This is a genomic window from Enterococcus sp. AZ104 (assembly GCF_050546705.1).
Taxonomy (GTDB): Bacteria; Bacillota; Bacilli; order Lactobacillales; family Enterococcaceae; genus Enterococcus; species Enterococcus faecalis.
The window spans coordinates 753,873-766,808 of sequence record NZ_CP172952.1 but is presented as its reverse complement, the minus strand read 5'-3'; the positions used below and the strand labels follow the sequence as shown (position 1 = coordinate 766,808).

Here is a 12,936-nt window from a genome sequence, read left to right as displayed (position 1 = left end):
CTCAAATAGAGCGGCTATTTTTTCGCCATCGCCAACAGCTCTTGTGCATGTTCAATGGTTAATTTCGTAATTTCACTTCCTGCGAGCATACGCGCAATTTCGTTTACTCGCTCTTTTTCAGATAAAATTCGGACGCTTGTTTCTGTCCGACCCGCCACGATTTCTTTTTCAATAAAATAATGTTCATCGGCAACGGCTGCCACTTGTGGCAAGTGCGTGATACACAACACCTGCGAATTTTCTGAAATTTGATAAATTTTATCGGCAATCGCCTGTGCTACTCGGCCACTGACTCCTGTATCCACTTCATCAAAAACAATACTAGTGATCCCTTGCGTTTGAGAAAAGATTGTTTTCATAGCCAACATCACTCGCGAAAGTTCTCCGCCAGAAGCCACCCGAACTAACGGTTTTAATGGTTCCCCTGGGTTAGTAGTAATATAAAATTCTATTCCGTCTAAGCCATTTTCTTGTAAATGCTCAAGCTCTGTAAAGCGGACTTCAAATTCAGTTCGCTCCAAATATAGTTCTTTTAATTCGGTTAAAATTTGTTGTTCGAGCTCTTTGGCTAGGCGCTTTCGTTCTTTTCGTAAAGCTAACGCTTGTTGATGAGCCGCTTGTTGTTTCTCTGCAAGCAACGCTTCTAAGTCACCTGTACCACCTTCCAAAAAATCAGCCTCTGCTAACTCTTTGGTGATTTCTTCATAGTAAGATAAAATCGTTTCGATCGAATCACCATATTTACGTTTCATTTGACGGATTAATTCCAAACGATTTTCTACTTCATTCAAGCGACCTTCGTCTAGTTCTAAGCCATCAATTAACCTAGAAAGATCTCCACTAGCTTCTTGTAGTAAGTAGTAGGCATTTTGAACAGTATCTGACAATGATTTATATTCTGGATCAAGGGATTCAATCGAAGCGAGTTCATTCATACTTGTTCCGATTTTATCCAAACTACTATCGTCTTCACCATTTAGCGCGGCATAACTAATCGTCAGTGCATCAGCAATCTTTTGAAAATTGTTCAGTTTATTGCGTTCTTCTAGCAATTGTTCTTCTTCGCCAGCCACTAACTGTGCACTAGCAATTTCATCACTTTGAAAATGAAGCATGTCCATTCTTTGGGCAAATTCTTTTTCATTTTTTTGTCGCTTTCTGACTTTGGCTTCGAGTGCGCGATACTCTTGATACGCCTGTGTATATTTTTCTTTGACTGCTAAAAGTTTTTTCCCACCAAATTCATCTAACATATCAATATGGCGTTCACTTTGCATCAATTCTTGATGTTCGTTTTGGCCATGAATATCTACTAAATATTCCCCAATTCTTTTTAAATTAGTAATGTTGACAATCCGTCCGTTGACACGGCAAACATTTTTACCAGAAGCGGAAATATCTCGTTGAATCACTAAAGAATCTTCTTCTGTTTCAATACCTAATTCTTCTAATAATTTCTTTAATTCTTGACTTTTCGGCATTGAAAAAAGTCCTTCTAAGGTGCATTTATTTGCTCCTTGACGAATATAGTCACTGGAGCCGCGTCCGCCTGTGAGTAATCCCATTGCATCAATAATGATGGATTTCCCCGCACCCGTTTCTCCCGTTAAAACGGTCATACCCATTTGAAACTCTAATTGTAACGAAGAGATAATCGCAAAATTTTTCACGGAAAGTTCTTGTAACATCTTGTTCACCTCATTCTTTATAGATAGCTTAACAGCTCTTTATGAAGTTTTTCTGCTGCTTCCTCAGTTCGTGCAATCATGAGAACACTATCATCATCGTTGATGACGGCAAAAAGTTTCTCTTGGTAATTCTTTTCGATTAAACTACCACACGCCGCCGCATTGCCAGGAATGGTTCGTAATACGACATATTTTTCCATTTGTTCTGCAGCTACAAAGGCATCTTTTAAAAGCTTTGCAAGTTTAGCACTCGTATTAGCTTGTGTTTCTAATGGAAGGCTATATCGATAACCCCCTTCTGCAGAAGGAACTTTGATCAGTTTCATATCTTTAATGTCGCGAGAAATTGTTGCTTGTGTTACAGCTACGCCCTTTTCTTGTAAGTAGTTGACAAAATCTTCTTGCTTTTGAATATTTTTTTCAGTCAATAAACGTGTAATTAAACGGTGTCTATCTTGCTTTCTCATGGCGCCGCTCTCCTTTTCAGTTTACTCTTGCCCTCATCATAGCTTATTTTTATGCATTTTAAAAGACTAAACAAAGAAAAGAATAACAAAAAGCAAGGGAAGCTCCGCTGACTTTTTGTTATTCTCTACTTCTATTCTGCTGGAAGTTCAATTCCTAATTCATCTTTTAAATAGGTAGTTAAATTAGTCGTTTCTTTGGTTGATTCATTGACAACATTCCACGTTTTGCCAATCGCTCGGCGATTCCTTTGGGTTAATTCTTCAGCAGGTTGCTGCTCGTCTTCTAAACGTAAAGAACCGTATTGATAGCCCATTATTAACCCCTTATTCCATTCCTTATCCCAATAAACATAAAACAAATAGGTCTCACCAGCTTCTAAATAAAAATCTCCTTCATACTGTAGTATTTCAACAAGCTGACGACTTTGCTGAATTGGCGCCATTCGTCTTGTTGCACGCCCACGATTCAATTTATCAACATTTTCTTTCGCATCATTTAAAAACATTCGCCCTTCTTCCATAATGCCACCTGGTCGCGCAAATTCAATCGTAGATGCTAATTCGCCTTGAATATTTTTTAGTACTTGGATTTTCCCAAATGTCCATGGATAGATTTCTCCATTATAGGGACTACTAGGATCATTAGCAGGCGCGTCTGCTTTATCTAAAGAAAGAACTTTGCCAATAACAATATTTGTTGACAAAGATTGGATATCTTTTGGGATTTCAGGATTATACATTAACAGTCGTTGCGATCCACCGGATTGATTAATAACCTTACTTTGGTCAATTTCATCAAGATATGAATAATATTTTCTTTCTGAAGAATCAATACTATTTTTCAAGGCTTTTTTCTTTAATGAATTGGAAGTCGTTGTTATTTTTTCAGCAGCAACTTGTTTCTTCTCGTTCTCTTTAACGAAATTAATCATTAAGAAAGCGCACGCCAACAAAGAAAGCGCTACCAAAAATACTATGGGATTTTTTTTCATTTTTTCACCACCCATATATTCTTGCTAAGATATCATTATTCGGTTTATCAACAGCAAGATTTGTATTAGTACTTACAGAACGTGTCATAATGCCATTTGAATGTGCAATTCCGAGCGCATGCCCAATTTCATGTCTAGCAATAGTCCCATTTTTCATCGATGAAGCTCGTGAATACATAGTATTATAATTAATTTTAGCATAGTAATAGTTTATTCGCGGAGCTTCTCGCATCCCAGTTACAATCATCCTGTCTCTGCCATCAAAAAAATCTGTAACCCCACCTATTCCCGGATTTAACTTTGTTGAATAAAAATCAATTGATGTCCCATAGTTATTTCCTTGTTTATAAATATACAAAGGATTCCCCTACGGAGTATACATCCAATTTCTAATCGCTGTATCGGTATTACCAAATGTTGCGGTTGGTCCTAACCAATAACTAATTCCATTAATTCCTCTCGATAATACGCCAGAAAACCTAGAGGCTGCAAATGCATCAACACCAGTACCCAAAACGATTGCTACAAAAAAACCAGAAATTAATAACTTCATTTTTTTCATTTTTTTACCTCTCTATTCAATTACTTGGTCTTACTAAAATAGTTTGTCTGATCAGAACTATCCTTAGTTTAACATTAAAAAATACACCAGTAAATTAAAATAAAATTAAATAATATTTTCAATGTTTTTTTAATTATTATTTAAAGGATACATATCTTAAAAATGTTATTTCATCACGATAAAAAAGGACTAATAAAGTTCAATTCAACGACTATTTTTATTCAAATCCCTTTCTATCATTATTAAATGTCTCACCAATTCATTTATAAAATAAAAAAAGGACCTGAGACAGCTATACTTCTAATGACTGTCTCAGATCCCTTTTTATTTAATTGCTTAGTCTACAAAATTTGCTGCCTTTCTCATCATTCCGCTAATTTTTGATGCGCATGCGCGACAACTTCTTCAATAGATTCTGTCGCTTGATAGGATCCTTCTCCTTCAACAGAAACTAAATGTGCCAAAAATTCAATGTTTCCTTCGCCACCAGTGATTGGTGAAAAATCTAAGTTTTTCACATCATAACCGTTATTCATGGCAAAGCGTGTAATTTCCTCCACAACCATTTGATGGGTTTCTGGATCACGCACGATTCCTTTTTTCCCAACAAACTCTTTGCCAGCTTCGAATTGTGGCTTAATTAACGCCACCACACTACCACCTTTTTTCAAAATATCATGGAGAGGTGGCAAAATTAAGCGTAATGAAATAAAGGAAACATCAATCGTTGCAATATCCGGCACCCCTTCGGTGAAATCTTCAGGTTTACTATAGCGAAAATTGGTACGTTCCATTACCACCACGCGTTCATCTTGCCGAATTTTCCATGCTAGTTGGTTATAGCCAACATCTAAAGCGTAACTCAAACGAGCCCCATTTTGTAAAGCAACATCGGTAAAACCACCTGTGGAGGAACCAATATCTAACATTGTTTTGCCTTGAACGTTGATTGCAAAAACATTTAGTGCCTTCTCTAGTTTTAAGCCCCCACGAGAAACATAAGGCATTACTTGGCCCTTAGTATGTAAGGGTGTCTCCACAGAAATTTTTTCCCCTGGTTTATCTAAACGTTCATTTTTATCATTGTAAACCAAACCAGCCATCACGCTGCGTTTGGCTTTTTCTCGTGTTTCAAATAGTCCTTGATTAAACGCCAAGACATCGACGCGTTCTTTTTTCATAAGTGCCTTCTTTCTATCTCAATTGTAACTGAGTTAACAAGTTTGCTAAATGTTCTTCTGAAAAGTTGGGAACATTTGCTTTGATTTTTTCTAAAACAGCGCTGCCTTCTGCTAATTGATGTGTTAGCGCATCTTTCGCGCCAGCAATCCCTAGAAGAGCTGGATACGTACTTTTATTCAACGCTTCATCTCGGCCTACTTTTTTACCTAAATCTGCTTCTGTACTTGTGGCATCTAATAAGTCATCACGAATTTGAAAAGCCAAGCCATAGTGATGCGCAAACTGTGTCAGTAAACCAATGACTTCTTCTGTTTGATTGGCTAATACGCCCCCAGCAATTAAGGCGAATTCAATTAGCGCTCCAGTTTTCTTTTCATGAACAGCCGCTAACTCTTCTAAAGTCAAGCTGACTTTTTCTCCTTCAATATCACCCATTTGGCCGGCAACCATGCCTTGATTCCCCGCTGCCTTTGCCAGTTGTTGCATCAGTAAAACTTTTTCACTTAAGCCTAATTGACTCAAAGAAAGTAACTGAAACGCGCCTGTTAATAAGCCGTCCCCTGCTAAAATGGCAGTCGCTTCACCAAACACTTTATGATTGGTTGGTTTGCCACGACGTAAATCATCATCATCCATTGCTGGTAAATCATCATGAATTAATGAATACGTATGAATCATCTCTAAAGAGGCAGCCACTTGATAGTCTTGCGTTTCCATCTCTTTTTGAAAAGCGGCCACTGTTGTTAACACTAATAGCGGGCGTAATCGTTTGCCACCTGCGTGTATTGAGTAGAGCATTGCTTCTTTCAAACGCTCATTTTCAGTATATTCTGCGATAAAATCGACCATGACTTTTTCAACCAACGGTAAATGCTGTTGACTAAAATTCGTCATTACGCTTCCTCGCTCTCTTCAAAAACAATTTCTTCATTGTTTTCTGTCATCATTTTCGTTAAAGTTTTTTCCGCTTTTTCCAATGTATCTTGACATTGTTTACTTAATGCCATGCCCTCTTGAAAGGCAGCTAAGGCTTCTTCCAAAGGAACATCTCCTCGTTCTAAGCGCTGAACGATTTCTTCTAAGGCATTTAATGATTCTTCAAACGTTTTTTCTTTTGCTGGCATGTTAAAACTCCTCTTTTTTCGCTGTTATTGTTTCGACGTTTGCTTGAACTGTACCGTCAGCATAATGAATCGTTAATTGATCTGCTGGCTGTAACTCGGTAACAGTTTTAACGACACGGTCCTCTTTTGTAGTATAACTATATCCTCGACCCATAATTTTGAGTGGGCTGAGTAAGTCTAATTGTTGAACAGCAGACGTGAATTGCTTTTGTTTGTTTAGGAACAATTGTGTCATTTGTGTTTGCAAGTTTCGTTGTAAAAATGCCAATTGTTGCTGACTTTCTCTTAATTGTCCCTTTGGTGTCTGTTGTTGCAATTGAGCGATAATTCCTTGGGCTTGACGTTGTTTTTGGTGATGAATTGTTGTCATTGCTTGGAAAAGACGTTGCGTCATTCGATCTAATTTAATCGTTTGACCTTCATAAAGCCGCTCAGGTTGCTTAAACACATAAGAGTTTTGTAGTCGTTGGAAACGTTCTGTTCGTTGTTGTAAGAGATATAAAAAGCTTTGTTCTAAACGACTACGCCGTTCACTAATTCTTAATAGTTCTTCATTTAAAACTGGTACCGCTAGTTCCGCTGCTGCCGTTGGGGTTGCTGCACGAACATCTGCTACCATATCGGCAATTGTCACATCTGTTTCGTGACCAACCGATGAAATAATCGGTGTGGTGGCAGCATGAATGGCCCGAGCCACTTTTTCTTCATTAAATGGCCATAAATCCTCGATTGAACCACCGCCACGGCCGATGATCATCGTATCAAAATCGCCTTGCGCATCGGCTCGCTGAATGTTCCGCACAATGTCATCCGCCGCCTGATCGCCTTGGACCAAGGTTGGAAAAAGGACCAGTTGTGCAATCGGATACCGTCTTTTGACTGTCGTAATGATATCCCGAATAACAGCACCACTAGGACTTGTAACCACAGCGATTCGTTTGGGATAACGAGGCAACTGTTGTTTAGGCCCTTCAAAAAGTCCTTCTTTTCCTAGTTTTTCTCTTAATTCTGCCAATGCTTGATAAAGTGCACCTACACCATCTGGTTCCATATGTTCAATATAAATTTGATAGGAACCGCTGTTTTCATAAAGCGAAATCCGCCCCACCACCATGACTTTCATGCCTTCTTTTGGTTGAAACTTCAATTTTTGAAAGGCTGATTTAAACATAATTGCAGAAATCTTCGCATGATCATCTTTTAAACTGAAGTACTGATGCGCGTTCGCTCGGAAGCGAAAGTTCGAAATTTCACCTGTTAAATAGACACGTCCTAAGTAAGGGTCTGCATCAAATTTACGTTTTAAATACTTCGTTAAGGCTGTTACTGTTAAATACTGTTGCGTCATTTTTTCACCTTACTTTTGTTTTTTTGCTGCCTCGACTGTTTGATACATTAACATGGTAATCGTCATTGGGCCAACACCTTTGGGAACTGGTGTGATATAGCTTGCAATTTCAGAAACTTCATCGAATGCTACATCACCAATCAGTTTTCCTTCTTGATTGCGATTCATACCCACATCAATCACTACCGCACCTGGTTTCACGAACTCTTTGGTGACAAAATGCCCGCGTCCAATTGCTACAACTAAAATATCCGCTTCTTTTGCAACTTCTGCTAAATGTTCAGTTTTAGAATGGGCAATCGTCACGGTCGCATTTTTCATTAACAATAATTGTGCCATTGGCTTGCCAACAATATTGCTTCGACCAATAATCACCGCACGTTTACCTGTTAAATCAATATCATAAGCTTCAAACATCTTCATAATTCCATACGGCGTGCAAGGAATCATTTCCGGTTTGCCTACAAACAAACGGCCTAAATTCATTGGATGGAACCCATCTACATCTTTTTTGGGATCAATCGCTAATAAAATCTTTTCTTCATCAATATGTTTTGGCAAAGGTAGTTGTACAAGAATGCCATGAAAGCGTGAATCTTGATTATATTTGTCAATCTCAGCCAATAATTCTTCTTCTGAAATAGTTTCTGGCAGTTTTTCGACCTTTGACAGAATGCCAATTTTGGCTGCTGCACGTTCTTTATTTCTCACATACGTTTGGCTGGCAGGATTTTCCCCAACTAATAAAACAACTAATCCTGGTTGGATGCCTTGTTGTGTCATCTTTTCTACATCTTTTTGAATCTCTGCTTGCATTTGATCTGCTAATTCACGACCGTTAATTACTGTACTCATTCCTTCGCTCCCTCTATTGTTTCTTTACTTCTTTAATAGTATTTATTTTAGCATATAACCCAGTATCTTAACACCAGTTAGATAGTAAAAAAAGATTCAGAGCTTACGCCTCTGAATCAATTTCTTTCATTACATTTGATAACACACCATTAACAAATTTACGTGAACGGTCGTCGCTGTATTTTTTACTTAACTCAACGGCTTCATTTAATGCCACAATGTTTGGCACATCTGAAACGTATAGCATTTCAAAAATAGCTAAACGTAAAATAACAATATCTATTTTTGCTAAGCGTTGCATAGACCAGTTATTACCTAAATGGTTCGTAATCACTTCGTCTAGTTCTGCTTTGCGGCTACACACACCGCCGACAAGTAAATCTAAATACGTAGGGACTAGGTCTTCGCCATCTTCACTGACGATTTCCCGATTATCATAAGCCAATGCATAATCAATGGCATCTTGTTTGGTTAAATCAGCATTAAAATCTAAAGGAAAAAGGGCTTGGAGCGCTTTTTCACGAATCTCGTGACGGGTTAATTCTGTTTTACTCATTCTCTTCTCCATCTTCATCTTCTGGGAATAATTCATTTAAGTCTGGTTGAGGGATTTTTTCAGGTACTACCGCTACAACATGAATATTCACTTCAACTAAATCAATGTCTGTCATAAATAAGACTTGTTGTTTCACACGGTCTTGCATTTCTAACGCAACTTTTGGCACAGAAACACCGTAGTTCAAGTAACAATAGATATCGACTTTTAAGCCTTCTTCTTCTGTTCGTAAATATACACCTTTGCCGTGTGCTGCACGGCCTAATAATTCATTCACATTATTGGCGAACGTGCCACGCATCCCATAAACGCCCTCTACTTTTGAAGCAGCGATTCCGATAATTACTTCAATGACTTCAGGAGCGATCACGATTTCTCCTAAAGAATCGTTTGCATTGATTACAAGATTTTTTTCTTCTGACATTTGGTTGTCCTCCTTATCTATTACGCACAAAATCGTTAAATAAACGATTTATTTGATGAATCACTAAGTCTCTTAAGGATTCTCTTTTAAGCAACGGATGATTCTTAAAAATTAAAACAACACTGGTTTCTTCAGTTAGTTGTGAAAGAACGTCCAAATTTTGCTTATCAATACTCGTTCTTAGTTTATCATTAATTAGCCTATTTCGCTACCAGAAAAGCTAAGTTCTGACTAAAAGAACAGATAATTTCTTGTCATAAATTTCTAATTCAAGCCTTTAGACGTAAAAATAAGAAAGACCAAGTAATTTTGGCTTTCTTATTTTTACATCTTTATTCTTCAGGATAACGTTCCATTAGTTTCGTCCGATGCTTTTGCATAATCATTTCTAAAGAGATGTCATATTTATCGGCTAAAATAAATAAATTATCCAACACATCGCCTAACTCTTCCGTTAAATTTTCCAGATTCTCTTCATCCGCCAAAACTGTTTCATCCGGTCGATCACGGCCAATTTCAATTGTCCGAATGGCCCGACAAACTTCGCCGACTTCTTCTGTTAAAAAGTTGGAACGAATAAACGGATCATATTGATACCAGTTACGTTTTTTATAAAACGCACTAATAAACCGCTGATACTCTTGGATATCCTTGTTCTCCCAACCTTTATAAAATGATTAATTCTTTTGGCGCATGTGTTAATACACGATTACCTTCAGCAGTAATCAATAAATCGTCCTCAATACGCACGCCACCAATTCCTGGCAAATAAATTCCAGGTTCGTCCGTAATCACATTCCCTGGTACAAACTGTTTATCTGCTCGGAATGAAACATTTGGTCCTTCATGAATTTCTAACCCAATGCTATGACCAGTGCTGTGACCAAACGCATCGCCATAGCCATAGGAAGCAATATGATCCCGTGCAATCGCATCTAATTGAATGCCCGTCAACCCAGGTTTAGCTTCTGCTAACACTTTTAATTGTGCTTCTAAAACAATGTCATAAATTTCTTTTAGTTTTGGCTGAATACTACCAACGGCAAATGTCCGTGTCATATCAGAAACATAGCCTTCATAATAACAACCGAAATCTAAAGTGATTAACTCACCTTTTTCGATGACTTTATGGCTAGCAACACCATGTGGCATCGCCGAACGTAGACCGCTGGCCACAATTGTCTCAAAAGAAACACCACTGGCTCCTTTTGACCGCATGAAGAAATCTAATTGATTAGCCACTTCAATCTCTGTCATTCCAGGTTTAATCATCTCTAAGACAAAGGCAAATCCTTGATCCGCGATGGCACACGCTTTTTCAATAATCGCTACTTCTTCTTCATCTTTCACTTCTCTTAATTCTTCAATCAAACCCATTACAGGAACTAATTCACATGGTAAAATTTCTTCCAATAAGCTATAATCAGCGAAACTAACTTGCGTTTCTTCAAAAGCTAAATTATCTAATTGCAAACGTTCAGCTAAATCTGCTACTTCGTCAAAAATATGTCCTGTGTTTTTAACGATAGTAAAACCAGTTGCTTGTTCCGCAGCTTGTTCCGTATAACGAAAATCCGTTACAAAAAAAGCTTTATCTAATGTAATCATTGCCAAGCCTGTTGTCCCAGTAAAATTGGTTAAATAACGTAAATTATACGGACTTGTCACTAAAAATCCTTGTAAATTATTTTCTTTCATTAACTCCCGTAGCTTTTCGACTCTTGCCATCATTGGTTCGACCTTCTTTCTTTTTTCTCATTTTTCATTATAGCAAATTTACTTCAGAAAAGCATGAATCACCAAAAAACTTCATCGAGAAAGTTTACTGAAAATTTTACCTTTCCTTATTTTTTGCTTAACACTTTTGTAGTAAACTACTTTAGCGACTTCAAGGAGGAAATTATGAACGTTTATTTATTTCTGGCACTATTTTTCATTATTATCGGCATTTTAAGCTATAGTTTTTTTATTGAACCTAAATGCTTAGTCATACACAAAAATCAAATTAAAGTAACAGAATCAGGGAAAACCTTACGGATTGTTCAACTCTCTGATATTCATTTAAAAAAGAATTATTCTGTGAAGGCCTTAAAACAGATTGTTGAAAAAACAAATACATTACAACCAGACATAGTCGTTTTTACAGGAGACTTATTTGATGATTATGCCCGTTTCGGTATCGAAATTCAGGATGAAGTGAGTCAACTTTTCCGTAAAATTAACGCCCCTTATGGCAAATTCGCTATTTATGGCAACCACGAGTATAGCGGGTTAGATACCAATTTTTACGAAACAATCTTAGAAGCTGCCGACTTTACCGTACTAAAAAACACGGGCAAATTACTGCCTGTCTCACACCGTATCTCCTTGTACGTCGCTGGTTTAGAAGATTCGTTATATGGACAAACCGACTTAGCTGCAGCTTTAGTCAACCGCCCTACTGGAACGCCCACTCTGCTACTAACCCATGAGCCAGATGTCGCAGACTCAGCAGTCAACAAAAACATTGACCTCATTTTAGCAGGACATAGTCACGGCGGACAGATTCGCTTGCCTTTTTTCACTTACAAAAATCAGCTTGCTAAAAAATATACACATGGGCTTTATCATTTAGAAGATGAAACGCCGCTAATTGTTCACCCAGGAATCGGAACCACTAAAATCAGCGCACGCTTTGGTGTCTTACCAACGATTGAACTGATTGAGTTAACTATTTAACTATGCATTAAAAAGACCGCCCCACGTTAGAGAAAAATTCTCACGTTGGACGGTCGTTGATTATGTTCGATTAATGATGAAAATCTTGCTCGTGATCTTCTTCTACTTTCGCTTTTCCTAGCGTATAAAATTTGCTGCCATTTAACCCGAGAATAAATAGCACAACCACTAGTAAAAGAATTGATAAAGATAACAATAAAGTCTGCAAGCCATCGCCATGTGCAACCATTAATTGACGTAAAATTGCGGTTAAACAAATTAAAATCAAATAACGAATCGGAATATGGTGTCCTTCTTGAATATAGCGAAGAATCATCATAATAAACTCAAATAACATAAAGAATGAAATAATTTCTTGCATGATAACTGAAAAATTATCCGGCGTCATTGGCTTCATGAGATATGTAGCGAGGTCAACTAAATAACTAGCCATAAATACTAATAAGAAAACTCCTAAAATCCCTAATACAATATCCAAAATCAAATTCACGTACTTCTTTACTACACTAAAATTCTTCTGCATAATACCCTTCTTTCTTTTGACTCAATTATTTTATAACATGCTTGTTATTACATTAAATATATCATCAATTAACCTTGTCAGACAAGCAGTTAAACCCAATGTGAGATTTTTTTTATTTTAAGATCTTCCTCTATTTCCGTCTAACCCTTTAACAAGACAAAAAAAGCTGAATCCGGAGATTCAGCTTTTTAATCGTATTAGTTAGCTACTGGATAAACTGATACTTGTTTTTTGTCGCGGCCTTTACGTTCGAAACGTACCACACCGTCAACTTTTGCAAATAACGTATCGTCGCCACCGATTCCAACGTTCACACCTGGATAAATTTTAGTTCCGCGTTGACGGTATAAAATTGAACCACCTGTAACTGTTTGGCCATCAGCACTTTTAGCGCCTAATCGTTTAGATTCAGAGTCACGGCCGTTTGATGTAGAACCGCCACCTTTTTTATGGGCAAATAATTGTAAATTCATAGTCAATAACATAGTCTGCACCTC

General features: G+C 37.5%; 17 protein-coding genes. 1 reads left to right on the top strand and 16 read right to left on the bottom strand.

Features of this window, described 5'->3' with window-relative positions; translation table 11 throughout:
- Positions 1 to 14: 14 nt before the first annotated feature.
- The 14 genes from recN to IGJ37_RS03675 all read right to left on the bottom strand — a co-directional run bounded on the left by recN (position 15) and on the right by IGJ37_RS03675 (position 10,929).
- Positions 15 to 1,688, bottom strand: a complete 1,674-nt coding sequence (gene recN, locus IGJ37_RS03740; RefSeq protein WP_010822634.1) for a DNA repair protein RecN — start codon at positions 1,686 to 1,688, stop codon at positions 15 to 17.
- 17 nt (positions 1,689 to 1,705) lie between these two features.
- The gene (locus IGJ37_RS03735) at positions 1,706 to 2,155 is read right to left on the bottom strand and encodes an arginine repressor (RefSeq protein WP_002358881.1); all 450 of its coding nucleotides are present in this window, start codon (positions 2,153 to 2,155) and stop codon (positions 1,706 to 1,708) included.
- A gap of 131 nt (positions 2,156 to 2,286) precedes the next feature.
- Positions 2,287 to 3,147 carry a hypothetical protein gene (locus tag IGJ37_RS03730; RefSeq protein WP_236691855.1) on the bottom strand — a complete coding sequence of 287 codons (861 nt, stop codon included), beginning with the start codon at positions 3,145 to 3,147 and terminating at the stop codon, positions 2,287 to 2,289.
- 4 nt (positions 3,148 to 3,151) lie between these two features.
- A complete protein-coding gene (locus tag IGJ37_RS03725; protein ID WP_236691856.1) occupies positions 3,152 to 3,505 on the bottom strand; it encodes a matrixin family metalloprotease in 354 nt (117 codons plus the stop codon).
- A gap of 9 nt (positions 3,506 to 3,514) precedes the next feature.
- Positions 3,515 to 3,709, bottom strand: coding sequence for a hypothetical protein (locus tag IGJ37_RS03720; protein ID WP_236691857.1), 195 nt, complete (start codon positions 3,707 to 3,709; stop codon positions 3,515 to 3,517).
- Positions 3,710 to 4,074: 365 nt separating this feature from the next.
- Positions 4,075 to 4,890: a TlyA family RNA methyltransferase gene (locus tag IGJ37_RS03715; RefSeq protein ID WP_002355880.1), complete on the bottom strand. Its 816-nt coding sequence runs from the start codon at positions 4,888 to 4,890 to the stop codon at positions 4,075 to 4,077.
- 13 nt (positions 4,891 to 4,903) lie between these two features.
- Positions 4,904 to 5,785, bottom strand: a complete 882-nt coding sequence (locus IGJ37_RS03710; RefSeq protein ID WP_002355879.1) for a polyprenyl synthetase family protein — start codon at positions 5,783 to 5,785, stop codon at positions 4,904 to 4,906.
- Positions 5,785 to 6,015, bottom strand: coding sequence for an exodeoxyribonuclease VII small subunit (locus IGJ37_RS03705; protein ID WP_002355878.1), 231 nt, complete (start codon positions 6,013 to 6,015; stop codon positions 5,785 to 5,787). The genes IGJ37_RS03710 and IGJ37_RS03705 overlap by 1 nt, the downstream gene beginning before the upstream one ends.
- 1 nt (position 6,016) lies before the next feature.
- Positions 6,017 to 7,363, bottom strand: a complete 1,347-nt coding sequence (xseA, locus tag IGJ37_RS03700) for an exodeoxyribonuclease VII large subunit (RefSeq protein WP_002395762.1) — start codon at positions 7,361 to 7,363, stop codon at positions 6,017 to 6,019.
- A 9-nt stretch (positions 7,364 to 7,372) separates the two neighbouring features.
- Positions 7,373 to 8,218 carry a bifunctional methylenetetrahydrofolate dehydrogenase/methenyltetrahydrofolate cyclohydrolase gene (locus IGJ37_RS03695; protein ID WP_002403785.1) on the bottom strand — a complete coding sequence of 282 codons (846 nt, stop codon included), beginning with the start codon at positions 8,216 to 8,218 and terminating at the stop codon, positions 7,373 to 7,375.
- Positions 8,219 to 8,321: 103 nt separating this feature from the next.
- Positions 8,322 to 8,774 carry a transcription antitermination factor NusB gene (gene nusB / locus IGJ37_RS03690; RefSeq protein ID WP_002355875.1) on the bottom strand — a complete coding sequence of 151 codons (453 nt, stop codon included), beginning with the start codon at positions 8,772 to 8,774 and terminating at the stop codon, positions 8,322 to 8,324.
- The gene (locus tag IGJ37_RS03685; protein WP_002355874.1) at positions 8,767 to 9,198 is read right to left on the bottom strand and encodes an Asp23/Gls24 family envelope stress response protein; all 432 of its coding nucleotides are present in this window, start codon (positions 9,196 to 9,198) and stop codon (positions 8,767 to 8,769) included. The genes nusB and IGJ37_RS03685 overlap by 8 nt, the downstream gene beginning before the upstream one ends.
- Positions 9,199 to 9,530: 332 nt before the next feature.
- Positions 9,531 to 9,845 carry a MazG-like family protein gene (locus IGJ37_RS03680; protein WP_325815070.1) on the bottom strand — a complete coding sequence of 105 codons (315 nt, stop codon included), beginning with the start codon at positions 9,843 to 9,845 and terminating at the stop codon, positions 9,531 to 9,533.
- A gap of 19 nt (positions 9,846 to 9,864) precedes the next feature.
- A complete protein-coding gene (locus tag IGJ37_RS03675) occupies positions 9,865 to 10,929 on the bottom strand; it encodes a M24 family metallopeptidase (protein ID WP_325815052.1) in 1,065 nt (354 codons plus the stop codon).
- A gap of 171 nt (positions 10,930 to 11,100) precedes the next feature.
- On the opposite strand from IGJ37_RS03675, the gene IGJ37_RS03670 reads away from it, so the two are divergent.
- The gene (locus IGJ37_RS03670; protein WP_002363393.1) at positions 11,101 to 11,916 is read left to right on the top strand and encodes a metallophosphoesterase; all 816 of its coding nucleotides are present in this window, start codon (positions 11,101 to 11,103) and stop codon (positions 11,914 to 11,916) included.
- 70 nt (positions 11,917 to 11,986) lie between these two features.
- Here IGJ37_RS03670 and psiE read toward each other — a convergent pair whose 3' ends face one another.
- Positions 11,987 to 12,439 (bottom strand): phosphate-starvation-inducible protein PsiE, encoded by a 453-nt coding sequence (gene psiE, locus IGJ37_RS03665; RefSeq protein WP_002355869.1) that lies wholly within the window; start codon positions 12,437 to 12,439, stop codon positions 11,987 to 11,989.
- Between the two features lie 197 nt (positions 12,440 to 12,636).
- Complete coding sequence (gene rpmA, locus IGJ37_RS03660) at positions 12,637 to 12,924, bottom strand: 50S ribosomal protein L27 (protein ID WP_002355868.1); 288 nt, start codon at positions 12,922 to 12,924, stop codon at positions 12,637 to 12,639.
- Positions 12,925 to 12,936: the final 12 nt, after the last annotated feature.

What these genes read in the sequence shown, in the direction of transcription:
- recN (WP_010822634.1), bottom strand. Translation starts at nt 1,688, where the DNA reads ATGTTACAAGAACTTTCCGTGAAAAATTTTGCGATTATCTCTTCGTTA.
- IGJ37_RS03735 (WP_002358881.1), bottom strand. Translation starts at nt 2,155, where the DNA reads ATGAGAAAGCAAGATAGACACCGTTTAATTACACGTTTATTGACTGAA.
- IGJ37_RS03730 (WP_236691855.1), bottom strand. Translation starts at nt 3,147, where the DNA reads ATGAAAAAAAATCCCATAGTATTTTTGGTAGCGCTTTCTTTGTTGGCG.
- IGJ37_RS03720 (WP_236691857.1), bottom strand. Translation starts at nt 3,709, where the DNA reads ATGAAAAAAATGAAGTTATTAATTTCTGGTTTTTTTGTAGCAATCGTT.
- IGJ37_RS03715 (WP_002355880.1), bottom strand. Translation starts at nt 4,890, where the DNA reads ATGAAAAAAGAACGCGTCGATGTCTTGGCGTTTAATCAAGGACTATTT.
- IGJ37_RS03710 (WP_002355879.1), bottom strand. Translation starts at nt 5,785, where the DNA reads ATGACGAATTTTAGTCAACAGCATTTACCGTTGGTTGAAAAAGTCATG.
- IGJ37_RS03705 (WP_002355878.1), bottom strand. Translation starts at nt 6,015, where the DNA reads ATGCCAGCAAAAGAAAAAACGTTTGAAGAATCATTAAATGCCTTAGAA.
- xseA (WP_002395762.1), bottom strand. Translation starts at nt 7,363, where the DNA reads ATGACGCAACAGTATTTAACAGTAACAGCCTTAACGAAGTATTTAAAA.
- IGJ37_RS03695 (WP_002403785.1), bottom strand. Translation starts at nt 8,218, where the DNA reads ATGAGTACAGTAATTAACGGTCGTGAATTAGCAGATCAAATGCAAGCA.
- nusB (WP_002355875.1), bottom strand. Translation starts at nt 8,774, where the DNA reads ATGAGTAAAACAGAATTAACCCGTCACGAGATTCGTGAAAAAGCGCTC.
- IGJ37_RS03685 (WP_002355874.1), bottom strand. Translation starts at nt 9,198, where the DNA reads ATGTCAGAAGAAAAAAATCTTGTAATCAATGCAAACGATTCTTTAGGA.
- IGJ37_RS03675 (WP_325815052.1), bottom strand. Translation starts at nt 10,929, where the DNA reads ATGATGGCAAGAGTCGAAAAGCTACGGGAGTTAATGAAAGAAAATAAT.
- IGJ37_RS03670 (WP_002363393.1), top strand. Translation starts at nt 11,101, where the DNA reads ATGAACGTTTATTTATTTCTGGCACTATTTTTCATTATTATCGGCATT.
- psiE (WP_002355869.1), bottom strand. Translation starts at nt 12,439, where the DNA reads ATGCAGAAGAATTTTAGTGTAGTAAAGAAGTACGTGAATTTGATTTTG.
- rpmA (WP_002355868.1), bottom strand. Translation starts at nt 12,924, where the DNA reads ATGTTATTGACTATGAATTTACAATTATTTGCCCATAAAAAAGGTGGC.